This window comes from Pseudomonas juntendi, from assembly GCF_021560075.1.
GTDB lineage: Bacteria > Pseudomonadota > Gammaproteobacteria > Pseudomonadales > Pseudomonadaceae > Aquipseudomonas > Aquipseudomonas juntendi.
This window is the reverse complement of sequence record NZ_CP091088.1, coordinates 2,397,535-2,423,132: the sequence shown is the minus strand read 5'-3', so window position 1 is coordinate 2,423,132 and position 25,598 is coordinate 2,397,535. Positions and strand designations below refer to the sequence as shown.

Sequence of the window (25,598 nt, the reverse complement as noted above, 5' to 3'; positions counted from 1 at the left end):
CAGCCTGATCCGCGATGCTGCAACTCGGCGCATGGATGCACACCGTTGCCACTTGCCGAGCGCTGCCGATGAACCTGACCGCCCGATGCCTAACGCCACAGCCGAAAAAAACTGGCCGAGGTCGCGCCTTTATCGCGATCGCGTTGCTTGTGGCTGCCGAGCAGTGCCTGGCGCTGACCACCCCCGCCATCATTGCCTCCACCACATCACTGCAGTGTCTGGAGTACCGCGTCGTCGGGATTTGCTATTGGCTACTGTGTACGCCCTTTGGCTGCACGGTGCGAACCTCACCCAAGGTCCGTCACTTCATTCCCGAGTTGGTGGTGTCGAGCTATTCCGACACCGGCAGTAACCCGTGGGGCGAGATGTCTGCTTTGTCGGCGCCGACCACCCTGTCGCAAGGCGGCGGCAACCTAATCACGCCCTCGCCGCAGCGCAACAACCTGCCGCGCTTCAAGAATGTCGACGGCATCGGACATCCTGGCGGCGCTGCACTGACGGCCGTGGCACACAGCTTCGGCTATGCATGTCCAAGCGGGGCGGTGCCACTTGCGCCCTACTACCTCAGCACGCTCGATCCACTGGCCTGGCGCCACGCCATCCCCGAGTCCGTCTATCCGCAAGCGCTTATTCCGGGCATGCGTGAGATCGGTAGCCAAGCCCTCGGCAACATGTGGGGCAGCATTTACCCACGACAGGGTTTCCTGGTACAGCCCGACGACTTCAAGGCCGCCGCAGTGATGGCGCAGCGCGCCAGCGACTTCATCACCCGCGTTGGTCAGCCGCATGTGTATCTGCCGCTGCAGCCGATGCCATCGCCCGGCTATTGGCCGCCGCTGCCGGTGATGGAGAACAACATCAACAACCACCGTTGGCAGTTGCTCGCACCGATGATGCAGAGCACCTGCGCCATCTTCCCGAGCGCCACCGTCCAGAGTGCCGAGGGCGCCTACGCCTGGTCGCTGTGGCGGCCGTATCGCTGCTGCCAACGCATGGGGCAGACCTTCCTGTTCAGCATCGACTTTGATGGAGGCCAGTGATGAACACCCTCTCGTTCGGGTTGGTATGTCTTGTCGTGTGCACCGCTGGCCACGCCGCCGAGAGTGGCTACCACTTGGGCGACCAAGCCCAGGTGTTGGACGATCGAGTGATGTACACCATTGGTGGTGGATCGGCGTCAGGCGCGCCCTCCTCGCTCTACCGCCCTAGCGGACTCGGCGTCGGCCTGTCCTGGCGCGCGAACATGATGTGCGGAAACATGAACCTCTCCAACACCCTGCAGAACCAGCTCAACGGTGCCACCCAGGGCTTCCAGCAGATCATGGGCAAGGTCATCCAGAACGCCACCCAGGCGGTGATGTCGCTGCCGGCAATGATCATCCAGCGCGCCAACCCCGGGCTGTATGAACTGCTGAGCAACGGCGTACTGCAGGGACGCATCGACTTCGACCGCTCCAAACTCACCTGCCAGGCGATGGCGGCGAAGATGGCTGACAAGGTGGATCAGGCCGGTTGGGGAGCACTGGCGCAGAACCAGGAAATGCAGCACAACCTGGAGCAGTCCGACGGTGATGCCGTGACTGCGGTGAAAGACACCGAATCCAACAACGGCAACAAGGGTGTCAGCTGGATTGGCGGGCAGAAAGCTGGCGGCCATGGCCAGGCGCCGATCCGGGTGACCGCGGACGTGGTTAAGGCGGGTTACAACCTGCTGCACAACCGTTCGGTCGAGGACACCTCGGCGGTCGGTTCAGTTTGTCAGAACGGCGCGATTTGCCAGGCTTGGTCGAGCCCCGACGAGGCAGCTGAGTGGGCCACTCGTGTGCTCGGCGAATCCGAGGTGGAGACCTGCGATGACTGCGAGGCGCTGCGCGTGAGCGCGGGTGCAGGGCTCACACCATTGATCCAGGAAACCTACACGCAGCACCTCGAGGGCTTGCAACGCATGTTGTCGGGCGCAGAAGAGCCCACCCCAGAAAACCTCGCCAAAGTCTCCAGCCCCTTGCTGCAGTTCTCGCGTGGCGTCATCGAGGGCCTACGCGATGACCCCGACCAGAACCTGCTGGCCCGACGTTTGGCCAGCGAGACCGCGTTGTCGAGCGTGATCTACAAAGCGATGCTGCTGCAGCGCACATTGCTCGCCGGTAGCCGAGAGCCCAATGTGGCGTCGGCGCAGCCCGCCACCACTGCCCTCAACGGCAATGTCGAAACCTTGGAGCGCGAGATCCGCCTGCTGCAAACGGAATTGCAGGTTCGCCAAGCCCTGGCCACCAACACCGCCAGCCTGGTCCTCGATCGCCACGCCGGCGGCGCCGATGCCTCACGCAATATCGACCAGCGCGATCCACGCCCAGACCGCCTGCAGCGAGCGGATCAGGGAAGGAGCACGCCATGATGCCGTTTTCTGTGAAAAGCTCGGTCGTTCGGGGCCTGCTGATCCTCGCCGTCATGATGGTCATGTTGCTGGTTGCCGGAATGGCGCTGCAGCTGAGCGGCACCCAGCTGGATTGGTTCGAGAACGCCCGGGGGAGCACGCCCTATTTCGCCTACTGGCGAGCCCTGCTATACAGCCTGATCTTCGCCGGCTGGACCGCAGCACTCCGCTTGCGGCCGCCCCCTGAAGACCAGCGACGGCTCTTGCGCCTGGGCCTGATCGGTTTCGGCTCGATCATCCTGGTCGAACTGTCGCGTGTGTGAGGTGCAGCCATGAACATGAGCACCAACAGCTACCTTGAGTACTACCTGTCGCTGCTGGCCTGGATCATCAACAACGGCATCTGGAACACGCTGGCGGACACCGGGCTGTTCGCTGCGCCGTTTGGCGCGATCATCCTGCAGGAGTGGTTATCCGCCCGCCAACAGGGGGCCGACGAAGGTAACAAGGACTTGCTGTCGATTCCCCGCGTCGAGAACCGGCTGTGGATGAGCTACATCGTCATCCTGTTTGGCTGCATGCCGTTTTTCCCGCTCAACCTGTCCTCCGTAACCTTCGACGATGCGGCGAGCCAGCGCTGTGGCGTGTCGATGGCCAAGCCCGCCGACACAGCCTGGGGAACCACCTTCAATACCATCGGCGAGAAATCCGCCAACGTGCCGGTGTGGTGGTACCTGGTGCATGCCATGAGCAAGGGCATCACCGCCGCAGCGACGGCATCGATACCCTGCGCGCCCGACATCCGCGCGATGCGCATGGAGATCGACAGCTCGCGGATCAATGACCAGGTGCTGCTGCAGGAAGTCGCCGACTTTACCCGTGACTGCTACGGCTTTTCGCGTTCGCGTCTGTTTACCAACCGCCCCGAGCTGGACGAATCGCAGAGCTACGATGCGTCCTGGATTGGGTCGACTTACCTACTCGACACGCCGGGCTACTACGACACCGATCGCTCGCGCACGCCCCGGGTTGATTGGCCATATGACGAGACGCGGGACACCTCCCTGCCCCGGTTGGACAACGGTGCGGGCTACCCAACCTGCAAGCAGTGGTGGAGCGATGCCACGGTGGGCTTGCGCGACCGCCTGGTCGCCGAGGTCGATCCCAATCTGCTCACGCAGTTGCGCGGTTGGCTGACCGGACACAGCTCCACCGAAATCGAAAACGCTACCCTGCGTGAACTGGTTAGCCCCCGCCAGCAGTCATTGAGCATGGCGCCTGGTCAGGTGTTCCAGGACTATGGCAGCAGCGCCCGAGGGGGCTCATTGACACAGGGGCTCAACAACCTGGCGACCAACACCGGCCTGGCCCTGGGCTCGTTCAGCAATTTCCCGGCGATGAATGCGCTGCGCGCGGCATTACCAATGGTGCAGGCCTTCCTAATCATGGGCACGATCATCAGCTTGCCACTGGTGCTGCTGATCAGCACTTACCAACTCAAAGCGCTGATGACGATCACCTTTGCGTTGTTCACCCTGCACATGTTGACGTTCTGGTGGGAGCTCGCCCGCTGGCTCGACTCGAGCATGCTCGACACGCTGTACCACCAGGTCTCTGCCACGGACGAGGCGCTTTTAACATTGCCAACGGCAGGGTTCATGGATGGGACGGTCACCGCGCAGGTGATCGAGTACGTCATGGGCGCAATGTTTGTGTTATTGCCAATGTTCTTCATAGGAGCAATGAGTTGGGCAGGCTACAACGTAGGAAGCGGCATCCAAAGCCTCCTGGCGAGAGGTACAGAGGCGGCTCAGACTCAGGCAGGAAAAGGTTCTTCCCAAATCATGGGTGGAGTTCGTAAATTGAAATAGCTCGTTATCTGAGCGACCCGTGTTCGTCGTACAGCTCTGGATACTTGTGCTGATGTTGAGGATGGCTTACCTGATGTACGCCAGGCTCCTCATCGTCATCATGCGTAGCGATCGGCAACGCGGCAAAGGCCCACAGAGCAACCATTCCGATCGCCAGGAAGAAAGCGACTGATGCGACAGCAAGCAAGAGAATCAACTTAACGGTCTGCATACCCAGTCGGCGATACCCAAACGGCACGCTCGCCAAAATCGATGAGTGCATAACGCTGGCTTCTAGCTGATTCACCAATCGTCCCGCACGACCTGCGGCACGAATCAAGAACTTGCCGAAAGGCGTATGGCTGGTGCTTGAAGAGGCTGGGGCCGTCATTTTCGTACCTCCGTTTACTTCACCGCACTTGCGGCCAAACCGCTTCAGACAGTTTGGATCCAAGCTCTAGCTTACTCCTCTCCCACTGATTTCCATGACCGTTGATCACTTGGTTTATGCTGCTGATCGCCAGTGGCACCGCATGGATTGACGCAGTACCCCCTTCTGAAAATCACCATTGACGCGATGCCACCCCCCTTGATACACCAGACCTGCAAGCGCTGGAAACCCAGCACCCCAGGTGGCCACAACCTTCAAGGCCACATCACTCCCGTGATGGTTGTCCCAAGGGCGATTAGCGTTCGGTGGCTCGCCCGGTTACCGCTCCCGCGGTGATGAGCGCTCTTACACATCAGCCTCACGGAGCCCCGCTCTGATGAAGCACCTTTCCATTTCCGTGCTGGGAATTCTTCCCGCATGGGTGGCATTCCTCCGCACTGCCTGGAGGAACTCACCATGTTGCGCTTCATAGGAACTGAACTTCACGCTGTCTTGACCGAGGCGGCCGTAATCGGCTGTCGAGTCGTCTTGGTCGAAGACCACGGTGTCTACCTCATGTCCGAGTTTGGTGAAAGCAAACCCGACGGAGGTAGCCGCAAACACATTGCCTACGCCATGGGCTGCAACCCTGAAGTCGACGACTTCGACGCTTGGTGGAATCGCGCACGCAGTGAATTCGGTGGCGACGATTTTGCCGAGTACTTCGACCTTGATGATCCGGTTCTGGAAAGCCTACGCGGCACCAACGGGTCGCTGGTAGTTGAAGCCACATCCACGCATCTGTTCATCGCTGCCGAGATTGCCCTCCAGGAAATCTTGAATGCTCTCGCAACACCCGCGATGTTCCAGAGAAGCACGCGCTTGTGCTCTCTGGGATATCGCTCCTTTCAATCGCTACGCCAAGAGCAGCGAACCATTTATCTGGAATTTTGAGATGGAAAGCCTTCGCCGGAAGCGGGTGGAAACTCGACCTCCTCGGTGCCCTAGATTGGGCATTGACCCCACAGGCAAGCGCGTTTTAATTCTTAGACACGCCCAGTTCACAGTGTGAGTTGTGGCGATGGGACTTCCCCCGAGCTGTTCGTGAAGCCATCGCTGGATCAGCTCCCGGGAGGCACCAGTGCCCAGGAATAACCGCTCCTTACCCGCCATTGTCTTGAGCCCAGGGGTATGGCAATTCATCGCCGAGGTTGGTACGGCTACTGACGCAGTCGAGCAATCAGGGCAGCGCTTGCAAGCCGTCTTGGGAATCGCCTTGGCTTCAGTAAGTCGTCGCCACTTGCGCCAATCGCTCGATTTGCTGCTCGGTCAGCCTTCCCAGCGCGAATCGCACTCATCGGCGGCAGCCACTCAGCTACAGGTAACTCACATCACACCAGCGACCGGCCCTGCTTTTCTCCACATCAGGTTGCCACATGAGGTCGGTGTGGACATCTCATCAGCCTGAACACCCGCACTACCACTGTCCACTTACCCCACCGGGAACCCTTCCCGGCCGGGCAGCGTTCCCCCTCTTTGACTGGAGAACGTCATGTCCGATATCTACCTGGACGTCACCAACAAGATTGTCAGTGCCCTGAGCCAAGGGGTAATCCCCTGGATCAAACCCTGGACCACTTCAGGCTCAAGTGCTGACGCACCTTTCCCCATTAACGCGATCACCCGGCGCCCCTACGCCGGCATCAACATTCCACTGCTATGGGCCGAAGCCCGCCTGCGCGGGTACCACCAGGATCGGTGGCTCACCTACAACCAAGCCCGCAAAGCTGGTGGCCACGTGCGCAAGGGCGAGCAATCGACCCTCGCGGTGTTGTACAAACCCATGAGCAAGGAAGCGCACGACGAAGACGGTCAGGTCGTCCGTGATGAGCAAGGTAACGTCAAGATGGTGCAGTTCGCACTGCTACGGACGCATTGCCTGTTCAACATCGAGCAGACCGAGGGACTACCCAACGAGGAACAGCAGCACGGCGAGGATGAAGATCCGGTGGCGTTCATCGATCATGCTCCTGCCGAGCGTCTGTTGGCCGCCAGCGGCGCACGCATCGAACACCGCTACGGGGATGACGCGTTCTATCTACCGATCCGGGATCTCATCCAATTACCCACCAAGGCCCAGTTCGTGGACGTCGGCAGCTACTACGCGACCGCGCTGCATGAGCTGACCCACTGGTCGGGTCACCACGCCCGCCTCAACCGAGAGGGCATCACGGGCGGGCACGCGTTTGGATCTGCAGCCTACGCCTTCGAAGAATTGGTCGCGGAGATGGGTGCAGCATTTCTCTGCGCCCTCACCGGCACCCAGGGCGAGTTGCGCCACGAGGAATACCTGGCGTCCTGGTTGAAAATCCTCAAGGAAGACAAGCGGGCCATCTTCCGCGCCAGCGGTCAGGCACGTGAGGCTTCCGAGTACCTAGTAGCGCTGCAGTCGGATCACTCCAGCGAAACGACCGAACGGCTAACGGCATGACTTTTCACTTCAAATACAAAGGCCCCAACCGGGGCCTTTGTATTGCCTGCAACGCCGAGCATCGGTCGCTGCGATTAAGCACGCGATTACTGCACCCAGCTCTCGACGACATCCGAGCCATGTTCCTGCTTCCACTGCTTGAGGATCTTGTGGTTGCCGCCCTTGGTTTCGACGATCTCGCCGCTGTGCGGATGCTTGTAGCGCTTGACCTCACGCGGCTTGCGCTGAGCGCCGGTGGCGGTGCTGGAAGTGGTCACGCTCACGCCCTTGGACGGGTCGAGAATGGTGATGACCTGGCGCAGGTTCATGCCGTACTGATCCAACAGGGCCTTGAGCTTTTGTTCAAACTCGATTTCCTGCTTCAGGCCGGAATCATTTTTCATCGCGTCCAGCTGTTGAAGTTGAGCAGCCAGTTGAGCTTCCAGTGCTTTGAATTCGGCAAGTTTGGACATGTGAAATTATTCCTAGGGTTGGAGCATGTGTAGAAATATTACCTGAGGCACAACTATTAGCCGAGTGTTAATTCGCTTTTCAGCTAACTTTTCATCCTTCAACATGTTCACATATCTATGTGACTAATCAGCCCGACAAGAACTGGCAAAGGTGGCCTACTAGTTCCCGAGGCGCGGGACTATTGCCAATCTTGAACAACATATCGCGCTGACTGCGTGGCAGCTTTTTCGCACAACGCTTGGCGGCCGATCGAATGGCTGCATCGGTACCATGAATCCGATCGACCAGTAGCACGGTCAAAATGGCATCGCTCAACGTCATCAGGCTACCTTCCTCGAAATAGCGCCGGACAGTCTACCTCCCAAGAAAAGGACGGGCCATTACGGCCCCACACGTAACCCGATGCGCCAGTCTTCGAATTTTCGCGTTCGCGAAAAGGCCCTAGAGGGTAAAGGGTAACGGAGGCAATGGAAGGGGGCACAAGGGTAAGAGCTCTATCCGAAAAGGCAAAAGGACCTTCTGAATGCAAAGCAGGTAATACGATGAAGCGCTGGTGGTTCAAACATCAAAAAGGCAATGCCGCGCAGCCCACACCCGCCCTAGCGCCCGAGGGGTTTCTCCTCCCACTCCCCGCTGAATCCCTGCTCGGTGCCGACCACCGGAAAAAGCTGCTGGAGCGCATCTGGCAATACACAGCGCTCTCCGAGCCGCAGTTCGATCAGCTCTACCTCGACCCGATCCGCCGTTACGCCAGCTATGTACAGCAACTCCCCGCCAGCGAAAGCCACCACCATGCCTACCCGGGCGGCATGCTGGACCATGGACTGGAACTGGTGGCCTGCAGCCTGAAGCTGCGCCAGTCGTACCTGCTACCCAGCGGTGCCGCGCCAGAAGACCAGGCCGCGCAGGCCGACGCCTGGAGCGCGGCGATCGCCTACGGCGCCCTGCTCCACGACATTGGCAAGATTGCCGTCGACGTGCAGGTGGAATATCAGAATGGTGAGGTGTGGCACCCCTGGCGCGGGCCTTTGGACCAGCCCTACCGCTTTCGCTACGTGGCCGGCCGCGACTACAAGCTACACGGTGCCGCTGCGGGGCTGCTGTACACCCAGATCTTGATGCCCCGCCAGCTCGACTGGTTGAGCAGCTATCCGGTCCTGTGGGGCCACTTACTCTTCCTGCTGACCGACCACTACGAGCATGCCGGCACCCTCGGTGAACTGGTGCTGCAAGCCGACCGGGTCTCCACCGCGCAGAACATCGGTGCCAACCCCACCAAGGCCCTGCAGGCACCCAAACACTCCCTGCAGCATCATCTGCTCACGGGCCTGCGCCATCTGGTCAAAAATGAGTTCAAGCTCAACCAGCCCGGTGCGGCCGGCTGGCTCACTCAGGACCATCTGTGGTTGGTCAGTAAAACCGCCACCGACAAACTGCGCGCCTACCTGCTCGCTCAGGCGGTCGACGGCATACCCTCCTCCAACATCGCCTTGTTCGATGAGCTGCAGTCGCATGGGTTGGTAGATGCGACACCGGAAGGCAAAGCGGTATGGAGCGCCACCGTAGCAGAGGATAACTGGCAACATCGCTTTACCTTTCTTCGCCTGCAGCCGAGCCTTATTTGGGCAGATACGCCCCGGCCAGACTGCTTTAGTGGCAAGGTTGAGCCGATAACAGACGGTTGTCTGCCGACCGGTGAAACCAACGAGTCGCCTCCACATCGGCATTCAGTAGGACTCAATCAACCTGGCGCCGTGCCGCGAGATCAGGAATTCGACTACCTCGAAGGCCTCATGGACATGTTGCAAGTGCCGGACGAACGCGAGAGTGGATCAGCCTCTGAAAAGACGCAATCCGCCACTGCTCTACCACAGGATGCCGTGGGGCTGAACTTTCTCGAATGGCTGCGCGAGGGAGTTCACAGTCATCGCTTAGTGATCAACGACAGCAAGGCCAAGGTCCACACCGTAGACGGTACTTTTTTCCTGGTCACGCCAGGCATTTTCCAACGCTACGCTGCCGAGCATCCAGAGCAGTCTGATGGGGACGGCAAGATCGCACCTTGGCGCCACATTCAACACCACTTTGAGAGACTGGGTATTCATCAGAAACGAGCAAATGGACAGAATATATGGACCTGCGAGGTAAGAGGCCCTCGCAAAAAAAGTGTCCTGAATGGCTACCTTATTCTCGAAGCAGCAAGCATCGCCGATGTCACTCCAACTGAAAATCCATTTCTCTCACTGCAGAGCTGAAGATTGGTACGTGACCCTGCGATGGAAGCTGGTTGCGCTCGTAATCACCCTAATCGCGATCATGCACGCCAAGGCGCTTCCAATGGCCTAACTTCCTATGTTCTGGATGCTGAAGCATAACAAAAGTGTGGTTCCACTTAGCTAAAACGGTCTCGAAAAGGGCTTTGCCAAGTCACGTCGAGAATTGCAAGGCGATGGAAACCTTTCTGCGCTTTGGACCAGCGAGGGGCACCGTGCATTCAAGACCGAGATCATCTCCCCCGATGCAATGAAGGCACAGTCGGGCCGCCATCAGAGGGAGGCCCGTCCTCGACAATGCCTAAAACAGCGGCGCGGCAACGCTTTGAGCCGTCCCATCCCACAACGGCAACCGTATGTTTGCCAGAAGCTCATCGTCGACCACGAAGGCCAGGCTGTAACGCGCGCGGGTGATAGCCACGTAAAGCTTGTTCCTGGACTCCTCCGTTTTGTCATTGTCGAACACATTGACGTCACCGCCGAGGTACTTGAGATGTTTCTCCGGCGAGATGATCAGAATGCGATCGAACCCAAGACCTTTGCTGGAACCGAAGGTGTGACAGGAGAGGCTAGTCGGCAGGTAGCCTTTGCCCATGGACGACGACCATCGCAATACTTGCGGCTTGAACGTGGCGAGATATTCGCTCACCTGCGATGGTCTAATGACGAAGGCGCCGCAGTGGTGGGCCACCTCATCAGGAACGCCTACCACCTCTGACTGGGTTTTTTCATAGAGGCCAGGGTGTATCGTATCCGACAGATCACAGATGTCCTGGATGCATCGACGGTTCTTCGGCAGCGAGCGCTGTTCAAACTTCAAACCCTGAAAATACTGGATCTTCTGCTGCGGCGTTTCCGGCGCCTTGTGACCAAACGTAGTCGTGTAAATGGTTTGACGAAAATCACCGACACAGCAAATCGAGTCAGGCATGACCTTACTCAGCGCCTTGATGACGTCGTAATCCCAGCCCACCAGATCCTGTACCTCATCGAAAAAGACCCGCTGATAGATTTCCTTCAGCCGCTTAGCAGGAGCATTCTTCGAGGCAGCCGCGACCCTCGTCGCCAATTTCGCGAGCAAGCCTGTGTAGGCTTTTGTCTTGCAGGAGGTCAGATAATGGAGTGGGTTCAAACCGCCCTCGATCGTTTCCCCTCTATTGGGATACCAGCTCTTCGTACGAGGAATCAGGTGAGGGTTCTGTTCCGTGAACATCGTGGTAGCAATACGCTCAGGGAACACAGCGTTTTGGTACGGTCTCACCAAGTCTTCCAGGTAAAAAGAGAACAGACCTTTAACGACAAAATCGTCACTGCTTCTGCCGTACACCTCGACGAAACGAGAACGTAACTCGGCCTGGTTGCTCATCGTGTAGGTGACGACCAACACGCGGCCCCCCGCTTCGATGACCTCGATGGCATCCTCTATGATTTTGTGGGTTTTGCCCGATCCGGCTCCAGCGATCCAAAATTCATTAGCCAAAGTCGAACACCTCATCCAAGAATGCCGGATACTTGAAGTCCAGGCTCCCATCGAACAGCTTGATTGCCGAATCGACCTTGCGCGCGCCCTTGCCATTGCCCTTCACGCTTCGGAACCAATCGATCAAAAACTCACGTCGTTTGTTTAAGCCAGCCTCTTCCGTGTAAAGGTTGTACGTCTGCTTGGACAATACCTCCTTAGCAAAAGCGTTCAGCGTTTTCAGATCGACCGCGTTGGCGTAAATCATGGCGGGCTCAAGCGAAAACTCCTCATCTTTGTCCGAGGAGATGAGCTTGATGTTTGCAAAGGCCGCATAATCGTCACGGGCCTTCAACACGTTATTCTGGTAGTCGCCATCGTTATCCCTGAGGACATTGATCCGTGTGCCGATCTCTTTACCAACAGAGATGAAGGTGTCGAACCCGACCCCGCGTACCACGATTATATCGATGCCATCCTGCTCCGGCAGACGGTCATGCTTACGGTAGTAAATCTTCTTCAGCACCAACTCGTCGGACGGCCCTTCTACCAGAATCACCTTGCGCGAAAGCGCCACCCGCAAACTGTCATAGCCAGGCAAGCGTTTGAGCGTTTTGACGACATCGGGATCCAGCTTGTGAAGACGCTGGTAGCCCGACTGCACGAGGCAGATTTTATCGATGCTCAGCTTGTTAAGAACGTACGAGCTGTGGGTAGTGAGGAACAGCTGCTTGGCACCCCGCTGCTTCTCGATGTAGTGCACCAGCTTGTTGAGATTAGTGTGCGATAGGTGGTTTTCCGGCTCCTCCATCATCACTAGGTCGATGTCCTTCGACTTGTTCTGAATGGCGAGCTTGATCTGCACATTGCTCTGCTCACCTTTCCCGATGAACTGGAATGGCACGTCATCCACTTCAAGCTGCAGGCCGGTCTGGATCGAACCAGTTGGCAAAGTGCTCGCGGCGATAGAGAGTTTTTTGTCTGTGATCAGGTGATCTGCATCCAAGCCTGCGTTGACTGCTTTGACCTCACCCGAATCGTTGAACACCTGCTGATTTTCGCGGTAGTTGAGGGTCAGCTTGACCAGCTCCTCCTTGTCCAATGCGGTGTTCAAGATGGTCGAGATGTACTGGTTTTTCCCCAAAGTGGGATGAATGCGGGTCGGGTCGATGTACAACGCCCTGAATTTCTTGGCCACAGCCTTGATGGGGTTCCATCCGAAATCCAGCCACTCCAGCTTGTAGAACTCGATCGGAATGCTCGTAAGGTTCGGTTTCGTCTTCAGGTACTCGGCATAGACATCCTCAAGCGATGCATCGAAGCACCCCTGCACCGTGACACCCTGAGCATCCACCTTCAAGAAGTTGTTCGCACCACGATAGTCAGGCACGCCCTCGATGAACGCCTCGATGGCCAAGCTTGGCAGGTGCTTGGCCGATTTGTCGGAAGCCAAGAACTGCTGGACAGCGTCCTTGTTGAAGATGTCTGGTGTGAACTCAGTGTTAAAGGGACGACCACGATAGTTATTATTGAGTACGATTTCCAAAGCCTCCAAAATCGTAGTCTTACCGGCATTGTTATCGCCTACGAAGATGTTAACGTCATCGTTAAATTCAAGGTGATCATCTTTGAATTTTTTAAAATTGGTCAGCTTAATCGATTTAACGCGCACTCTAATTCCCTCTAGAAACCTCAAATAATAGCCTAACGCCACCCTCCCAGAGACATTACACAGCCCCTCCGACCCTGTCTATTGGCGAACCAATGGACGTTATTGCGATATGTGGCCATGACAAGCGCGCACGAAATCCCGCCTCTCGCAATACCTACTGGCCTCGAGCAGCGGCGCGCAGTATCCTCAGCAACACAATAGCCATTTGCCATACTGATAAGGGATGATCGTATGCTCGATTCCCGTCGCACTCTGCCCGCCGTTCTGGACCGTCACATCGAAACGGAAGACCAAGACGCCTTTGGCCATCGGCATTACGCGCAAGCATTGCGCTGTCTGATCGAAGAGGAAGGCCACAAACCGCCATTCAGCATCGGTTTGCTGGGCGGCTGGGGGACTGGCAAGAGCTCCGTCAAAGAACTCTATACGCGCGCGCTCGCGGATGACACATCAGCGGCCGGCGGGCGCCGACAAAGAGAGGAACTCTTAAACGCTGGCTGAATAGCCGTGGCTTTCTGATTGTGCAGCCGAATCGTAAGCGTCCGGCGAACTCACCTTGCGTAAGTCAGGCCGGCACCCACTGATGCGGCAGCAACTGTCCGATCTCACTGGCCCGTTGGGTCGGCAGCCGCGTCAGTACATCCTTGAGATAGGCATACGGATCATGCCCATTCATGCGTGCCGACTGGATCAAACTCATGATCGCCGCCGCGCGCTTGCCGCTGCGCAGCGACCCGGCAAACAACCAGTTCGAGCGCCCGAGTGCCCATGGCCGTATCTGGTTCTCGACCTGGTTGTTGTCGATGGGCACAGCCCCATCGTCCAAGTAGCGCGTCAGCGCTACCCAGCGTTTCAGGCTGTAATCGAGGGCTTTGGCTGTGGCTGATCCGTTGGGCACCAAGTCGCGCTGGGCCAACATCCAGTCATGCAGTGTTTTGAGGATCGGCACCGCCAATTCTTGTCGTATTCGCCAGCGCTCTTCATCACTCATGTCCCGCGCCTGACGTTCGACCTCGTACAAGCCGCTGATCGAGTGCAGTGCCTGTTCGGCCAGCTGACTTTTGTTCGCTACGTGCAGATCAAAGAACTTGCGACGGGCGTGAGCCATGCAGCCGATTTCAGTGATGCCTTGCTCAAATCCGGCCTTGTAGCCAGCGAAGTCATCGCAAACCAGCTTACCGTTCCAGTCGCCCAGGAAGTTGCGTGCATGTTGTCCGGCACGGCTTGGGCTGAAGTCGTAAACCACCGCGTTGAGCGCCGAAAACGGCGTCGTGCTGTACGCCCAGACATAGGCCCGGTGGGTTTTCTTCTCGCCTGGCGCAAGCATTTGCACCGGTGTTTCATCGGCGTGAATCACACCCTGGTTCAGCACCGCTTCACGCAGAGCATCAACTAGCGGCTGAAGTCTCACGCCAGTTTGTCCGACCCATTGCGCCAAGGTCGAACGAGCAATTGCCAGTCCGGCGCGACCAAAGATTTTCTCCTGCCGGTACAGCGGCAAGTGATCGGCAAACTTGGCCACCATCACGTGGGCCAACAAACCTGCGGTCGGGATACCTTTGTCGATAACCTGCGCCGGCACCGGCGCCTGAATCAGGGTTTCGCACTGACGGCAGGCCCATTTACCACGCACATGTTGCTCGACGGTAAATACGCCCGGCGTGTAATCCAGCTTCTCGCTGACGTCTTCGCCGATGCGTTGAAGTTGGCAGCCGCAGGCGCACTGGGTGTTTTCAGGTTCGTGACGAATTACTGTGCGTGGAAACTGCGGCGGCAAGGGCGCTCGTTTCGGGGACTGCCGTGGTTCGGCCTGTGGCGCAGCTGGGAGAAGCTGTTTCAGCTCGGCCTCGATAGCCTCAAGGTCGGTGTCGAGCAGGTCATCCAGCAAGCTGCTTTGCGCCGGGCTGATTTGCTCGCTGCGCTTGGCAAACTTGTGGCGTTTGAGCAGGGCGATTTCGAACTTGAACTGTTCGATGAGGATTTCATCGTTCTGGATCTTTCTGCTCATCGCCTCGACCTGGGACTGCAATTGCAACGCCTGTGCCGCCAAGGCACGAAGCTGTTCCGGGGTCATCTGGTCGAGGTTGGGCGAGAAAGTCATACCGCCGATTGTGCCAGAGCAGGCGCGGGACGACGACAAGTAGACCGGCCAAATGGCCGGCGGTTACAGCACGGTAATCACACCGCCTGCACCAACGCGCTGCCACGGCAGGCCCAGTACCAACGCCTGGAGTTGTTCGCTGTCGAGTTCGACCTCACTGCCATGACGAATGCCGGGCCAGTGGAACTTGCCTTGGTTCAGTCGCCGCGCCGCAAGCCAGATGCCCACGCCGTCGTGCACCAGCACTTTCATCCGGTTGGCCCGGCGATTGGCGAACAGATAAGCGCAGTGCGGCTTCGCCGCACCGAACACCGCAATCACCCGAGCCAGTGCCGTCTCGGTGCCGGCGCGCATGTCCATCGGCTCGGTGGCCAGCCAGATGTCATCGATGCGGATCATTGAGCGACAGCCCGAACAAATTGTGCGCAGCCCTCGGGATCTGAGGCTGGCCATTTCACCGTGATCACTTGCCCGGCCACGGGCAATTCGATGATCACTGACGCCTCGACTGGCCGTTTAGGTGCGGCTTTTAGCGGGACGAAAGCCGGTAGTGAAGCCGCTGCGGGCTGATCTCGATAGAGCGGCAGCCATTTGCGGATGACGTTGGCATTGATGCCGTGGCTGATGGCGACACTGGACACGGTTGCGCCAGGTTGCAGGCATTCCTGAACGACCTGGGCTTTGAATGGCTTGGGATAAGAGCTTCGTTGGCGCATGGAAATCCTGGCGATAAGGGTGATCGCGTCCGCTTAAAAATACGCGGACACCATCGCCCTTAATGCTGGAGTTCGGAAGGTGAGTTCGCCGGACGCTTACGCCGAATCCATTTGTGGACGAGGTTGGCATTGAGGCTGTAGCCCAAGGCGATATTTGCGATGGAGGCACCGGGCTCGAAACACTCCTGGATAACCTGGGCTTTGAAAGATTTGCTGTAGGTGCGGCGCTGAGGGTGCATGGAGAATCCGCTTGATAGGCCAAAAATGGTGTCCACTTAAATTAGGTACACCATGGCCTTCGGCGGTTGCGTCAGGAAGGTGTGTTGGCCGGACGTTTACGTTCCGCCGCCCTCGCCACGGGAGGTACACTAAGCTCCATCTGGTTCCATCTCGGCAGCCGTCAGAAATCGCCGTTCTAGATCGCGGATCCAAGTGAGGGTATCGAGGGTATTTTTACGGGTATATTTTCAGTTTTTTTAGCTGAAAACACCGCCCTAGAGGCTAATCCAAATGTTCTTCGGGGATCCGGACAGTCTTTAGGGGCGACGAATCCGGTTAATGGCTGAGCTTCACTACAAGACTCGACACATCGCTTGCACAGTTCTCACTACCTTGGCGATCACACAGCCCTACGGGTTGCGCTGTCGCGCAGAGATCCCAATTCGTAAGCGCCTCGCGGGCTGTATGGGAGCGGGCGTGTCGAGGCGTTGAACCGCCGCGACTAATCCAACGCGGTGGCTGGCACCGGCTACGCCGGTATTCGCGGCGGTTCGACGCCTCGACATGCCCGCTCCCACAAGCCCCCGCTAAATCAATAAGTTGTGGATTGTTATATGAGAGAGCGCCGATTCAGCTGCGTAGACACCACCCATGAAGACCCTGCCATCGGTGCGTTCCTGGGTTTGCTGGAGGCTGATATCCGAAGCGGACGCAACCTCACCACCCTGCCGGAAAACTTGGGGCAAACCATGCTCGCCAACGCAAACCACTCCGTAAACCTGGACGAAGATATCGACGGTGAGGTCGCGCTCTGATGGTGCGACATAGCTGGACCCCCAGACGACATCGGCGCTCTCACGGCGGAAATCGTCTTCTTCGAACCTCGCTTGCGCAACGAGATTGTCTATCTTGCAGGCGACACGGTTTCGTATGGGCAAGTCGCACACATCCTCGAGCACGCGCTGGGTCGTCCTTTCAAAACCAGCGTGTGGACTGTCCCGCACCTGATGGACGAATTGAGAAAAGACCCTACTCATCACATCAAAAAGTACCGTGCTGTATTCGCTCAAGGCAGAGGGGTGGCTTGGCCAAAAGCGGGAACCTTCAACGAACAGCAGGGGATTCCAGTAACCACCGCAGAGCAGTGGGCTCGGGCGAATCTTGCGAGCAAGTGAGCGCGACGACAGAAGCTGGCTTGCGAGAAACGCCTTGGCTCGACAGGGGATGCTGAACGACGAAAAGCGCAAGGCTATCCATACAGCACATCCGATCCCTGCGCCGTATTCGAGTAGGCCAGCCTGCGAAAACACGCCATACTCACGGCTTTACAACTCAGCCGTGTGTGGCCAATGTCCGAACCGAGTCGTCCAGTCCCTACCCTCTTTCGTCATTCACGCTGGCGAGAATGGCGTCAGCGGCTGGCGTTCTGGATCGGGGCGCTGCTGGTAGGGCTGGTTGCGCTGGCTTTCGCTTGGCTGGCCGACGAGGCCTTCGCCTCGTTCAAGCGTTTGGTGGTCCGGGCACCCTGGGCTCCCCTGCTGATAACCCCAGTGGGTTTTGCCCTGCTGGCCTATCTGACGCAACGCTGGTTTGAGAATGCCAAAGGCAGTGGTATTCCCCAAGTCATCGCTGCCCTGGAAATACCCTCTCGACGGCTGCGAGCCCGATTACTCTCGCTCCCTGTGGCTGCCGCACGCATGAGCCTGACTTTGGGCGCGCTGCTGGTCGGAGGCTCGGTTGGCCGCGAAGGCCCCACCGTGCATATCGGCGCGGCTGTGCTCTATACCTTTGGCCGGCGCCTGGGCCTGCATGGCCGGCGAACAATCGCAGGCCTGGTGCTCGCCGGCGGCGCAGCAGGTATCGCAGCGGCCTTCAATACCCCATTGGCGGGCATTGTGTTTGCCATCGAGGAATTGAGCCGCACGTTCGAGCAACGATTTAGCGGGCTGGTGCTCACTGCGGTACTGATCGGCGGCGCCGTCACCCTCGGCTTGATGGGGCATTACGCCTATTTTGGCGAAATCAGCGGTCGTGTGCCGACGGGCTGGGGCTGGAGCGTCGTACCGGCTTGTGCAGTGCTGGGTGGGCTGCTGGGTGGCTTTTACGCCAAGCTTGTGCTGCCAATTGACAAGGGATTGCTAGGCCGCCTATGTGCGGCACGCGGGCGTTATCCCGTGCGTTTCGCTGCGTTCTGTGGGCTGTTGCTGGCCACTTTGGGGCTCGTGTCTGGCAATCATGTATTTGGCACTGGGTACGAAGAAACACGCGCTTTGCTTGAAGGCCAGCCCATCACGGACTCAAGCTTTCTGCTGTGGAAGTTCTTGGCCAATGTCGTTTCCTACCTCTCCGGTATCCCTGGCGGTCTGTTTTCGCCCTCGCTCAGCATAGGTGCGGCATTTGCGCCCGTGTTGGGTTTGATCCCCAGTGTCGACCCGCAAGCATGCGCACTGCTCGGCATGGGTGCCTACCTGGCGGGTGTCACGCGCTCACCACTCACTGCCTCGGTCATCGTGCTTGAACTGACGCACAGCCCGGACCTGGCCATTCCCATGCTGGCAGCGACACTGATGGCCGCCGCCATCTCTGGCTGGGTATCGCCCGTCTCGCTCTATCATGCGCTGGCCAGGCAGATCATCGACAAGCTGCAGGTTCCGGCGCCGGCCGTTTCCAAACCTGGCGCTCGCGAGCAGTGAATAATCCTGCTTTTCCCGCCTGATGACACGCGCCTGGGACTCGAGCATCCGGGCCGAAAAATGGGTGTTGGCCAAGGTCCTGACCAGCGGATGCACCCAAGTGCATGTTCATACCGTCGCGCATTGTGCCGACAGTGTTCGCCTGGAGCATCATGCCCGCCCTGCAAAGCACCTACCCTCCCCCGGTCAACGGTGTAAACCCGCCACCCCGCCACCCGATCCCATGGAAGCCCTGGACATGCTTACCCACTTCAGACCTGCCGAGGCCTCGGACGCGCCCGATATCGCGCGCTTCTTTCAACTGACATCAGAAGGCATGGCCGATTACATATGGAGCAAGCTGGCCGCGCCGGGAGAAGCATTGCTGAGTGTGGGTGCGGCTCGCTATGCCAGGGAACAGGGCGATTTTTCATACAAGAACTGCCTGATGGCCACCTGCGAAGGTCGCGTCATCGGCATGATGCACAGCTATGCACTGCATGCGGCCCCTGACCGGCAGGTCGAGACAGATCCGGTACTCGCGCCTTACGCCGACATGGAAATACCCGACACCCTGTACATCTCCAGCCTGGCCCTGGATGAGGCCTGGCGCAGCCAGGGCCTGGGCGTGCAGTTCCTTCGCCACGCCCAGCAACGCGCCGAGGACCTCGGCTTGCAGGGCCTGTGCCTGATCGACTACGCGGAAAACCACGGTGCACGGCGCTTCTACGAACGCCATGGCTTCAAGATCGTGAAAACCTGCCAGATCGTGCCGCACCCGATGCTCGCCGTCACCGGCGAAGCCTATTTGATGTATCGCCCTAACCCCCAACCCGCTCGAGAAATAACCATGACCCAGAAACTGACCGTGTTCCGCGAGATGGATATCCAACCGGTGCGCGACCTGCCCTTCTTCGAAGAGGTGGTGGAAGGCGACCCGCACACGCTGACGTCCAAGTACTACCACGATGAACAGCAGGGTCGTATTTCCGGCGAATGGGAGGCCAGTACCGGAGCGTGGCGTATCGACTACAAAGTCTGGGAATTCTGCCATGTGTTAAGCGGGCGCTGCGTGATCGAGCTCGACGGCTGTGCGCCGGTCACCCTCGCCGCTGGCGACACGTTCATCATCGAGCCCGGCGCCAAAGGCAAGTGGACTGTGCTGGAGGACATGAAAAAGAACTTCGTGATCCTCGTGCCCGCAAACTAGTCGGCGCAGGCGCGTGGGCGCGCCTGTCAATTCAGCGGCGTGACGCTTCCACGGCGCTGAATACCAGCATGCCCACGAGCATGGCCGCCACGAACAGCCAGGCTTGCCAGTAACCGCCTACCAGCAGCACCAGTGCCGGGCCCGGGCAGATGCCAGCGATCCCCCAACCGACCCCAAACATGAGGCTGCCGCCCACCAGCCGCCGGTCGATGTCGCGCCGCGTCGGCAACTGCATCCGGCCACCCAGCAACGCCACGCTGTGCCGCCGCGCCCAGGTCATGGGCAGCAAAGCGATGCCGATGGCGCCAACCATGACCAGCGCCAGCGAGGCATCCCAGCGCCCGGCCAGGTCGAGAAACCCGAGCACTTTCGCGGGGTTTGCCATGCCGGATAGCAACAACCCCAGGCCAAACAACACGCCAGCCAGAAAACCACTGAGCCGCTGCATGTCAGTTACCTGCCAGCACATGACGAAGGATATAGACGGTGGCAAACCCGGCCACCATGAAACTCAGCGTTGCTACTGCCGAGCGCGGCGACAATCGGGAAAGGCCACACACACCATGGCCGCTGGTGCAGCCTGCAGCGTAACGGGTGCCGAGGCCGACCAGCAGCCCGGCGACCACCAGCCACCCGGGCGAAACCGTAAAGTGCGCAGACGGCAGGGCCGTAAACAGTTGCCACAGCAACGGCGCGGCGAGGATGCCGAGCAGGAATGACGCTTTCTCGCCACGCCCCTCCCCGCCACGTTGCAGCAACGACCCGAGCAGGCCGCTGATACCCGCGATACGCCCATTGGCCACGGCAAACAGCGCAGCAGCCAGGCCAATCAAGGCGCCGCCTGCCAGCGCCGTCCAAGGGGTGAAATCGTTCATGCACAACGCCTCGAAAAATGCCACGTAAGGGAAACACCGACGTCGACATTATGGCATTGCTGGCAGGCAGCCTCCATTGACGGTCGCGAACAGTGCCTGTGCCAACGCACCGCAGGTGCTGTCGTGCAGCCCATCACAACTGCCAAGTCAACCTTGAGAACGCTCAGGCGAGATCACCAGCACACTGGACGACAAGCGATGCAGTACCCGTTCGGCCGTACTGCCAATGAACCAGCCGATACCACGGTGGTGATAACTGCCCATCACCAGCACGTCGGTGTCATGGTTGTCCATGAACAGGGCCAGCGCCTTGGCCGGGTCACCGATGCGCATATGACGGTGCTCGACCGCTATGCCGTTACGCTCGGCCAGCGCCTGGAAGGCATCGCTCTGGGCTTCATGAAGTGTGTGCGCCAAGTAGGAGTCGAACAGGAAGGCGTGTTCCCGACTACCGTCGGCGTCCAGGTACATCGAGCCCAGGTCGTAGGCATAGAGCAACTCGATTTGCGCATTGCACTGCAAGGCCAGTTTCAGCGCATCGCTGATGATCTGGTCATTGAAACCCTCGATCTGATCCTCTGGCCTGGACAAGTCCACCGCCGCCAGGATGGTGCGGGGCCATGCTCGGCAGACTTGACGTTAGTCAACTGACGCGCTCACGACAACGGCATTCATCCCAACGCGGGTATTTGACGCAGATCAACCGGTTGCCGGACGCCAGGCACAACCTGACCCCATCGCAACGCCCTCACCCGTCAGGCAAGGTATCGTCAACCTGCGCGGCAGCCTGGTGGAAACACTCGACATGCCGGCTCTGCTGGCCCTGGAGAAAGGCGAGCCTGCCAATGGAAGACTGCAAGCCCTGACCGTGCCATGCTAGATACGCTGATGGCAGTAGCGCCGCTGCTGCGCAATCGATAGAGGTTCACTAGCATGGACGACACACTCGCCAAACTCGACCACTACATCGAAACCCTCGGCCCCATCGCCGATGCCCTCGAGCAGCAGGTTGGCCCCTGCCCCGGTACGCGCCCAGCGCTGATCGCGTGGCTGATGGAATGGAAGGGCAGCCACCCGGCACACAGTAAAATCGAGGGTGATCCGCCCTGCTTGCCTGCCAGCCTGAAAGCGGCCTACCGCCAATGGGCGAAACTGCCGGCCAGCGAATAAAGGTAATCAGCCCGCTTAGCGATTGCCGCAGGCCGCTGCGCACGGAGCATTGCGAGGTTACCTGCGGTCGAACGCTGCTGGAGACCGATGGCGACCTCAGCCAGTACCTGTACCCTGCCGAGGTCACCCGCCCGGGCTTGTCAGTACTGCCCGCCGAACACCGGCCCGAATACAGCTCGCCGCCTGCGGCCGGGCTATATAGCTGCGGGGGCTGCGGCTTTGCGACCTACCATGAGGCTGAAGATACGCGCTGCTGCAAACGTTGTGGCCATGGCGTCTGGTCGCCGGCCCTGGACGCCTTGCCCAGCCGATAAGGCAGGCTGCCAAAGCCGGCAAGGCTAGAGCTTGAAGCGGACATGAATACAGCTCTTGCTGGCCTGGCGGTCGATGGTCACCGCGGCGCTACCATACCCGGAATAGCTTTTGACCAGGCGCATACCCAGGCCGGTGCCCGTCGGCTTGGGGTAGTTGTCCGGGAAGCCATCGCCTTCATCGCGAACGGTGAGCAATGCATGGTCGCCTGCATGCTTGACCAGCACCTCAATGGTGCCTTTGCCGTACTTGAGCGCGTTGGTGATCAGCTCGGAGATGACCAGGCCCAGGGGCGCCATACGTTCAGGCGGCAGCACGAAATCATCTGCCTCCAGAACGATCTTGCGGTCTGCCAAGGCCTTGCCCAAATCGCCGAGCAATGCATTCAGATATTCTTCAGCATGCACGTCTTGGTCTTCAGCGGTCTGGTACAGCCGCTCGTGAACACTGGCAATGGTGACTACCCGGCCAGCCGCGGTTTCAAGCTGCAGCTTGACCGCCGCGTCGGCTGCCAGGTTTGCCTGCAGCAGCAGCAGTGTGTTCACCAGGTGCAAACTGTTCTTGACCCGATGATGAATCTCCTCCAGATAGAGGTCGCTGCGGTCTTGCCTGGTGTTCTGCGCCTCGATCAGGGACAGCAGTTGGGCCTCGTACTGATGCCGTGCGGTGATGTCGCGCGAAACGGCGATCACTCGCTCAACCTGGCCATTCACGCCCATGATCGGCGCCACCGTCACATCCCACCATCTCGGCTCAGTAGCCGATAACGGGCAATACGCTTCGAACCGAATGGTCTCGCCAGCGCCGACTTTACCCAGCGCCTCCCACACAATCGACCTCGATTCCTCTGGCCACAGCTCATGCCAGCCCTGGCCTGTGACTTCGGCAGCGCTGGCGTTCATGAAGGTCAGGCCAGCTTCGTTCATGAATTCGATGTGCCCGTCGGCAGACATGATCTCCACCCAGTCAGGGCTGGCATTGAGGATCGTCTCGGAATAGGGGTCGGGGTGAGGCGCCTCGACCCCTGCGGCAATCCGTTCGGCAGCCAGTGAAATGACGGTAGCGATCCCTTCCAGGAACACCAGGTCGCTTTCCACGAAATCCTCACCGTTGCTGCTGTCGGCCTCAAGCACGCCGAATGGGCCGAGTACACCGCGAATCGGTACATTGATCGCGCGCTCGATACCGTATTTTTTCAGCAGCTCAGGGGTGCGGAACCTATTTTCCATGCCCAGATGGTTCGACAGTACCGGCCTGTAGGTGGCCAGCGCATACCCTGCCGGGCTGGCTTCATCTGCACCCACGGTAGCCCTGCCGATGTCTGCAGCATCCCAGCCAACCCCATGGGACAGGACGAAACCGTCGCCGTCCAATTCAGGCTGGAGCACCTTGGCGTAGCGCGTATTCATGCCCTCGGCAACCACTTCACAGGCGCGCGTCAGCAGCAGGTCGAGTCCTGTGACCTGCAACGACACCACGCCAAACTCGACAACCAGCTCATGTTGTCGGTGAAGGCGTGCATGGGTTCGATTCAAGGCTGCACGGATCGTTTCGTCCGTAGGTAGCTGCTGCATAGGGTTCCCTTTGTAGTGTGCAGGAACGCGTCCAGCCTCCATACGCAGCGAAGGCGGTTCGCTTACCGCCCTCCTACAATAGCCGCTAATCGATGTACGCGCGCCAGTGCTCGCCCCGCTGCGCCAGCGTAGGGCTGGACGTCAATGGTCACTTTACGCGGTAAATTCAGGGGGCGGTGCATATTATGACGAGGCGTGCAGCAGCGCTGTGCCTGTTCAGCCGGTGGGTGGCGCCCCCTGCAGCGTTGCTACAGCTCATACGGGGTGGCCATGGGCCGCGTAGCACGCTGGCTCAAACCTTCTACCGCGGTAACCCGGGCAATTTCAATACCATTGCGCACGATGACAACCACCGTGCCATAGATGACTTGTTCGAGGATGTACTCAAGGCTGGTCTGGGCTTCGGACAGGTCATATTTGACGTGGTGCACGATGGCGTTCCTTTTGGGAGGTTCGATTGGGGTGAGGTTCACCCCGCAGGCAAGCGGCCCGTGTAAGGCCAGATGCTGGTCAATATGATGATGCGCCCGCCGGGGAATGTGCTGCCTAAAAACGCCACCGCTGAAAAGATTTTCGATTGTTTATTCTGATTTTCCAGAATTTGCACATTATCTATTCATTGAGGTGAATGTCTGATCACTTCACAGCCCCATCAGGGCAAGCGCAAACCGGGGCCGGGTCGCGAGGCCCTCAATGCATTTTCACGCCTGCAGAGAAAGTCTTGCTTCATGCAGGCTGTTTTTCCAATCACTTGAAATGCTTAGCCTGCACCCACTTTCCCAGCCTCTGGATACAACCCATGAAAGCCGTCGTCTATACCCAACCCGGTTTGCCCATTCAGGACCCACAGTCGCTCTACGACACAGAATTGCCCGCGCCCCAGGCGGGTGCCAGGGATCTGCTGGTCGAGGTCAAGGCCATTGCGGTAAACCCGGTCGACACGAAAATACGGGCAAGCCGTGGCGGCCAACAGCCACAGGTGCTCGGCTGGGACGCTGTCGGGGTTGTGCGCGAGGTAGGCCCTGAAGTGACGTTGTTCCGGCCCGGCGACGAAGTGTTCTACGCCGGTGCCATCGACCGCCCGGGCAGCTACAGCGAGCTGCATGTAGTTGACGAGCGTATCGTCGGGCACAAGCCCCGTAGTCTGAATAACGCTGATGCTGCGGCGTTGCCGTTGACCTCCATCACCGCCTGGGAGTTGCTGTTCGACCGCCTGGGCATCGCAGAGCAGGCTGGCCAAGGGCAAAGCCTGCTGGTGGTCGGCGCTGCCGGCGGGGTGGGCTCCATCCTGATCCAGCTTGCCAGCAAGCTTACGCAATTGACGGTGATCGGTACCGCCTCCAGGGCTGAAAGCCAAAAGTGGATCGAGGAACTGGGTGCGGATCATGTCATCGACCACACCCGGCCGATCGCCGCTCAGCTTGCAGCGCATGAACTCGAGTGCGTGGACTATGTGATCAGCCTGACGCACACCGATACCTACCTGGACCAGTTGGTAGAAGTGCTTCGCCCTCAAGGCAAGCTGGCGCTGATCGACGATCCGGCGCAGCTGGATGTCGTGCCCCTCAAGCGCAAGTCACTGTCGCTGCACTGGGAGCTCATGTTCACCCGCTCGCTGTACCAGACCGACGACATGATCAAGCAACATCATCTGCTCGAACGCGTCTCCAGCCTGGTCGACAAGGGCGTGCTGCGGACTACCCTGGGCGAGCACTTCGGTGCAATCAATGCCGAGAACCTCCGGCGTGCGCACGCCGTCATCGAGAGCGGCAAGGCCCGGGGCAAGATCGTGTTGGAAAGCTTCTGA

The 25,598-nt window shown here is 59.0% G+C and carries 25 protein-coding genes and 5 pseudogenes; 15 read left to right on the top strand and 15 right to left on the bottom strand.

Annotated elements, in window-relative coordinates; all coding sequences use genetic code 11:
• Window positions 1-68: 68 nt before the first annotated feature.
• Genes L1P09_RS11220 through L1P09_RS11205 form a run of 4 tightly spaced genes read left to right on the top strand, consistent with a single transcriptional unit; the run spans window position 69 to window position 4,245 of the window.
• On the top strand, window positions 69-1,040 hold the full coding sequence (locus L1P09_RS11220; protein WP_235768830.1) for a TIGR03756 family integrating conjugative element protein: 972 nt from the start codon (window positions 69-71) through the stop codon (window positions 1,038-1,040).
• Window positions 1,040-2,395, top strand: coding sequence for an integrating conjugative element protein (locus tag L1P09_RS11215; RefSeq protein WP_235768829.1), 1,356 nt, complete (start codon window positions 1,040-1,042; stop codon window positions 2,393-2,395). Before L1P09_RS11220 ends, L1P09_RS11215 begins: the two co-directional genes overlap by 1 nt.
• The gene (locus tag L1P09_RS11210; RefSeq protein ID WP_235768828.1) at window positions 2,392-2,697 is read left to right on the top strand and encodes a hypothetical protein; all 306 of its coding nucleotides are present in this window, start codon (window positions 2,392-2,394) and stop codon (window positions 2,695-2,697) included. Before L1P09_RS11215 ends, L1P09_RS11210 begins: the two co-directional genes overlap by 4 nt.
• Before the next feature lie 9 nt (window positions 2,698-2,706).
• Entirely contained in the window at window positions 2,707-4,245 is a 1,539-nt protein-coding gene (locus L1P09_RS11205) for a conjugal transfer protein TraG N-terminal domain-containing protein (protein ID WP_235768827.1), read from the top strand.
• Between the two features lie 4 nt (window positions 4,246-4,249).
• Here the strand turns inward: L1P09_RS11205 and L1P09_RS11200 are convergent, their stop codons facing one another.
• Window positions 4,250-4,615: a DUF3742 family protein gene (locus tag L1P09_RS11200; protein WP_235768826.1), complete on the bottom strand. Its 366-nt coding sequence runs from the start codon at window positions 4,613-4,615 to the stop codon at window positions 4,250-4,252.
• A gap of 456 nt (window positions 4,616-5,071) precedes the next feature.
• Here L1P09_RS11200 and L1P09_RS11195 point away from each other — a divergent pair.
• A pseudogene (locus tag L1P09_RS11195) lies at window positions 5,072-5,416 on the top strand (DUF3085 domain-containing protein); the annotation flags it as partial.
• Between the two features lie 730 nt (window positions 5,417-6,146).
• Entirely contained in the window at window positions 6,147-7,085 is a 939-nt protein-coding gene (locus tag L1P09_RS11190; RefSeq protein ID WP_235768825.1) for an ArdC family protein, read from the top strand.
• An 86-nt stretch (window positions 7,086-7,171) separates the two neighbouring features.
• On the opposite strand, the gene L1P09_RS11185 is transcribed toward L1P09_RS11190, so the two are convergent.
• Window positions 7,172-7,537, bottom strand: coding sequence for a histone-like nucleoid-structuring protein, MvaT/MvaU family (locus tag L1P09_RS11185; RefSeq protein ID WP_235768824.1), 366 nt, complete (start codon window positions 7,535-7,537; stop codon window positions 7,172-7,174).
• A 127-nt stretch (window positions 7,538-7,664) separates the two neighbouring features.
• Complete coding sequence (locus L1P09_RS11180; RefSeq protein ID WP_235768823.1) at window positions 7,665-7,859, bottom strand: DUF7740 domain-containing protein; 195 nt, start codon at window positions 7,857-7,859, stop codon at window positions 7,665-7,667.
• Window positions 7,860-8,080: 221 nt separating this feature from the next.
• Here L1P09_RS11180 and mobH point away from each other — a divergent pair, with 221 nt between their 5' ends.
• The gene (gene mobH / locus L1P09_RS11175; protein WP_235768822.1) at window positions 8,081-9,793 is read left to right on the top strand and encodes a MobH family relaxase; all 1,713 of its coding nucleotides are present in this window, start codon (window positions 8,081-8,083) and stop codon (window positions 9,791-9,793) included.
• 319 nt (window positions 9,794-10,112) lie between these two features.
• Here the strand turns inward: mobH and L1P09_RS11170 are convergent, their stop codons facing one another.
• Together L1P09_RS11170 and L1P09_RS11165 are read right to left on the bottom strand one after the other, a co-directional pair.
• Complete coding sequence (locus tag L1P09_RS11170) at window positions 10,113-11,291, bottom strand: UvrD-helicase domain-containing protein (RefSeq protein WP_235768821.1); 1,179 nt, start codon at window positions 11,289-11,291, stop codon at window positions 10,113-10,115.
• Window positions 11,284-12,942, bottom strand: a complete 1,659-nt coding sequence (locus L1P09_RS11165; protein ID WP_235768820.1) for an ATP-dependent nuclease — start codon at window positions 12,940-12,942, stop codon at window positions 11,284-11,286. The genes L1P09_RS11170 and L1P09_RS11165 overlap by 8 nt, the downstream gene beginning before the upstream one ends.
• A 231-nt stretch (window positions 12,943-13,173) precedes the next feature.
• Here L1P09_RS11165 and L1P09_RS11160 point away from each other — a divergent pair, with 231 nt between their 5' ends.
• The gene (locus tag L1P09_RS11160) at window positions 13,174-13,443 is read left to right on the top strand and encodes a P-loop NTPase fold protein (protein WP_235768819.1); all 270 of its coding nucleotides are present in this window, start codon (window positions 13,174-13,176) and stop codon (window positions 13,441-13,443) included.
• Between the two features lie 64 nt (window positions 13,444-13,507).
• Here L1P09_RS11160 and tnpC read toward each other — a convergent pair whose 3' ends face one another.
• The 4 genes from tnpC to L1P09_RS11140 all read right to left on the bottom strand — a co-directional run bounded on the left by tnpC (window position 13,508) and on the right by L1P09_RS11140 (window position 15,998).
• The gene (gene tnpC / locus L1P09_RS11155; RefSeq protein WP_038409819.1) at window positions 13,508-15,043 is read right to left on the bottom strand and encodes an IS66 family transposase; all 1,536 of its coding nucleotides are present in this window, start codon (window positions 15,041-15,043) and stop codon (window positions 13,508-13,510) included.
• Between the two features lie 63 nt (window positions 15,044-15,106).
• Window positions 15,107-15,442, bottom strand: coding sequence for an IS66 family insertion sequence element accessory protein TnpB (gene tnpB, locus L1P09_RS11150; protein WP_038409817.1), 336 nt, complete (start codon window positions 15,440-15,442; stop codon window positions 15,107-15,109).
• Window positions 15,439-15,759 carry an IS66-like element accessory protein TnpA gene (gene tnpA / locus L1P09_RS11145; protein WP_080708168.1) on the bottom strand — a complete coding sequence of 107 codons (321 nt, stop codon included), beginning with the start codon at window positions 15,757-15,759 and terminating at the stop codon, window positions 15,439-15,441. The genes tnpB and tnpA overlap by 4 nt, the downstream gene beginning before the upstream one ends.
• Window positions 15,760-15,818: 59 nt before the next feature.
• Complete coding sequence (locus tag L1P09_RS11140; RefSeq protein ID WP_235768957.1) at window positions 15,819-15,998, bottom strand: transposase; 180 nt, start codon at window positions 15,996-15,998, stop codon at window positions 15,819-15,821.
• A 612-nt stretch (window positions 15,999-16,610) separates the two neighbouring features.
• On the opposite strand from L1P09_RS11140, the pseudogene L1P09_RS11135 reads away from it, so the two are divergent.
• The 5 genes and pseudogenes from L1P09_RS11135 to L1P09_RS11115 form a co-directional block, all read left to right on the top strand.
• Window positions 16,611-16,793: pseudogene (locus L1P09_RS11135) on the top strand (type II toxin-antitoxin system PrlF family antitoxin); the annotation flags it as partial.
• Between the two features lie 21 nt (window positions 16,794-16,814).
• Window positions 16,815-17,153 (top strand): annotated as a pseudogene (locus L1P09_RS11130) (aromatic alcohol reductase); the annotation flags it as partial.
• A 174-nt stretch (window positions 17,154-17,327) separates the two neighbouring features.
• Window positions 17,328-18,671, top strand: a complete 1,344-nt coding sequence (locus L1P09_RS11125) for a chloride channel protein (RefSeq protein ID WP_235768818.1) — start codon at window positions 17,328-17,330, stop codon at window positions 18,669-18,671.
• Window positions 18,672-18,894: 223 nt separating this feature from the next.
• A pseudogene (locus L1P09_RS11120) lies at window positions 18,895-19,473 on the top strand (N-acetyltransferase family protein); the annotation flags it as partial.
• Between the two features lie 27 nt (window positions 19,474-19,500).
• Entirely contained in the window at window positions 19,501-19,860 is a 360-nt protein-coding gene (locus tag L1P09_RS11115) for a cupin domain-containing protein (protein ID WP_054903858.1), read from the top strand.
• 31 nt (window positions 19,861-19,891) lie between these two features.
• Here the strand turns inward: L1P09_RS11115 and L1P09_RS11110 are convergent, their stop codons facing one another.
• The 3 genes and pseudogenes from L1P09_RS11110 to L1P09_RS11100 form a co-directional block, all read right to left on the bottom strand.
• On the bottom strand, window positions 19,892-20,308 hold the full coding sequence (locus L1P09_RS11110) for a DUF6691 family protein (RefSeq protein WP_009685506.1): 417 nt from the start codon (window positions 20,306-20,308) through the stop codon (window positions 19,892-19,894).
• 1 nt (window position 20,309) lies between these two features.
• Complete coding sequence (locus L1P09_RS11105; RefSeq protein WP_054903857.1) at window positions 20,310-20,735, bottom strand: YeeE/YedE family protein; 426 nt, start codon at window positions 20,733-20,735, stop codon at window positions 20,310-20,312.
• Window positions 20,736-20,882: 147 nt separating this feature from the next.
• Window positions 20,883-21,359, bottom strand: a pseudogene (locus tag L1P09_RS11100) (universal stress protein); the annotation flags it as partial.
• 309 nt (window positions 21,360-21,668) lie between these two features.
• Between L1P09_RS11100 and L1P09_RS11095 the strand changes: the two are divergent.
• On the top strand, window positions 21,669-21,905 hold the full coding sequence (locus L1P09_RS11095) for a hypothetical protein (RefSeq protein WP_054903856.1): 237 nt from the start codon (window positions 21,669-21,671) through the stop codon (window positions 21,903-21,905).
• A 338-nt stretch (window positions 21,906-22,243) separates the two neighbouring features.
• On the opposite strand, the gene L1P09_RS11090 is transcribed toward L1P09_RS11095, so the two are convergent.
• The 3 genes from L1P09_RS11090 to L1P09_RS11080 form a co-directional block, all read right to left on the bottom strand.
• On the bottom strand, window positions 22,244-23,791 hold the full coding sequence (locus tag L1P09_RS11090; protein WP_232892174.1) for a sensor histidine kinase: 1,548 nt from the start codon (window positions 23,789-23,791) through the stop codon (window positions 22,244-22,246).
• 248 nt (window positions 23,792-24,039) lie between these two features.
• Window positions 24,040-24,222 carry a hypothetical protein gene (locus L1P09_RS11085; protein ID WP_009685512.1) on the bottom strand — a complete coding sequence of 61 codons (183 nt, stop codon included), beginning with the start codon at window positions 24,220-24,222 and terminating at the stop codon, window positions 24,040-24,042.
• 38 nt (window positions 24,223-24,260) lie between these two features.
• A complete protein-coding gene (locus L1P09_RS11080) occupies window positions 24,261-24,398 on the bottom strand; it encodes a hypothetical protein (protein WP_154211174.1) in 138 nt (45 codons plus the stop codon).
• 192 nt (window positions 24,399-24,590) lie between these two features.
• Here L1P09_RS11080 and L1P09_RS11075 point away from each other — a divergent pair, with 192 nt between their 5' ends.
• Window positions 24,591-25,598 carry a zinc-binding alcohol dehydrogenase family protein gene (locus tag L1P09_RS11075; protein WP_054903854.1) on the top strand — a complete coding sequence of 336 codons (1,008 nt, stop codon included), beginning with the start codon at window positions 24,591-24,593 and terminating at the stop codon, window positions 25,596-25,598.

Excerpts from the sequence above, each read along its gene's own strand:
- L1P09_RS11220 (WP_235768830.1), top strand. The coding sequence starts at position 69 with ATGAACCTGACCGCCCGATGCCTAACGCCACAGCCGAAAAAAACTGGC.
- L1P09_RS11215 (WP_235768829.1), top strand. The coding sequence starts at position 1,040 with ATGAACACCCTCTCGTTCGGGTTGGTATGTCTTGTCGTGTGCACCGCT.
- L1P09_RS11210 (WP_235768828.1), top strand. The coding sequence starts at position 2,392 with ATGATGCCGTTTTCTGTGAAAAGCTCGGTCGTTCGGGGCCTGCTGATC.
- L1P09_RS11205 (WP_235768827.1), top strand. The coding sequence starts at position 2,707 with ATGAACATGAGCACCAACAGCTACCTTGAGTACTACCTGTCGCTGCTG.
- L1P09_RS11200 (WP_235768826.1), bottom strand. The coding sequence starts at position 4,615 with ATGACGGCCCCAGCCTCTTCAAGCACCAGCCATACGCCTTTCGGCAAG.
- L1P09_RS11190 (WP_235768825.1), top strand. The coding sequence starts at position 6,147 with ATGTCCGATATCTACCTGGACGTCACCAACAAGATTGTCAGTGCCCTG.
- L1P09_RS11185 (WP_235768824.1), bottom strand. The coding sequence starts at position 7,537 with ATGTCCAAACTTGCCGAATTCAAAGCACTGGAAGCTCAACTGGCTGCT.
- L1P09_RS11180 (WP_235768823.1), bottom strand. The coding sequence starts at position 7,859 with ATGACGTTGAGCGATGCCATTTTGACCGTGCTACTGGTCGATCGGATT.
- mobH (WP_235768822.1), top strand. The coding sequence starts at position 8,081 with ATGAAGCGCTGGTGGTTCAAACATCAAAAAGGCAATGCCGCGCAGCCC.
- L1P09_RS11160 (WP_235768819.1), top strand. The coding sequence starts at position 13,174 with ATGCTCGATTCCCGTCGCACTCTGCCCGCCGTTCTGGACCGTCACATC.
- tnpC (WP_038409819.1), bottom strand. The coding sequence starts at position 15,043 with ATGACTTTCTCGCCCAACCTCGACCAGATGACCCCGGAACAGCTTCGT.
- tnpB (WP_038409817.1), bottom strand. The coding sequence starts at position 15,442 with ATGATCCGCATCGATGACATCTGGCTGGCCACCGAGCCGATGGACATG.
- tnpA (WP_080708168.1), bottom strand. The coding sequence starts at position 15,759 with ATGCGCCAACGAAGCTCTTATCCCAAGCCATTCAAAGCCCAGGTCGTT.
- L1P09_RS11140 (WP_235768957.1), bottom strand. The coding sequence starts at position 15,998 with ATGCACCCTCAGCGCCGCACCTACAGCAAATCTTTCAAAGCCCAGGTT.
- L1P09_RS11125 (WP_235768818.1), top strand. The coding sequence starts at position 17,328 with ATGTCCGAACCGAGTCGTCCAGTCCCTACCCTCTTTCGTCATTCACGC.
- L1P09_RS11115 (WP_054903858.1), top strand. The coding sequence starts at position 19,501 with ATGACCCAGAAACTGACCGTGTTCCGCGAGATGGATATCCAACCGGTG.
- L1P09_RS11110 (WP_009685506.1), bottom strand. The coding sequence starts at position 20,308 with ATGCAGCGGCTCAGTGGTTTTCTGGCTGGCGTGTTGTTTGGCCTGGGG.
- L1P09_RS11105 (WP_054903857.1), bottom strand. The coding sequence starts at position 20,735 with ATGAACGATTTCACCCCTTGGACGGCGCTGGCAGGCGGCGCCTTGATT.
- L1P09_RS11095 (WP_054903856.1), top strand. The coding sequence starts at position 21,669 with ATGGACGACACACTCGCCAAACTCGACCACTACATCGAAACCCTCGGC.
- L1P09_RS11090 (WP_232892174.1), bottom strand. The coding sequence starts at position 23,791 with ATGCAGCAGCTACCTACGGACGAAACGATCCGTGCAGCCTTGAATCGA.
- L1P09_RS11075 (WP_054903854.1), top strand. The coding sequence starts at position 24,591 with ATGAAAGCCGTCGTCTATACCCAACCCGGTTTGCCCATTCAGGACCCA.